At 49.0% G+C, this 296-nt stretch carries 1 protein-coding gene; it reads left to right on the top strand.

Annotated elements, in window-relative coordinates; translation table 11 throughout:
- Positions 1 to 296: alpha/beta fold hydrolase (locus ACNKXV_RS14270; protein ID WP_417908375.1), on the top strand; the 296-nt coding region annotated here is incomplete at both ends.

Here is a 296-nt window from a genome sequence, read left to right as displayed (position 1 = left end):
ATCACGGAGACTCTCCCCATTCCGAGGAATGGAACTATGCTGTGATGGTAGAGGATTTGAAGGAATTGCTGGATGACGAAGGCCTCGAGAAAATCTATCTGATGGGCCACTCTATGGGTGGGAAGACGGTCATGAAGTTTGCGGTCACCTATCCCGAGCGAGTGGAGAAACTAATCGTTGCTGACATCGCCCCACGATTTTACCCCATCCACCATCAGACGATCTTGGAAGGATTGAATTCCCTGAATCTGAACCAAATCAAATCCCGCAAAGAAGCCGATAATCAGTTGGCACAG

The organism is Christiangramia aquimixticola (genome assembly GCF_048285835.1).
Lineage (GTDB): Bacteria > Bacteroidota > Bacteroidia > Flavobacteriales > Flavobacteriaceae > Christiangramia > Christiangramia aquimixticola.
Note: the sequence above shows the minus strand (reverse complement) of the source record. Positions and strands in the feature narration are given on the sequence as shown.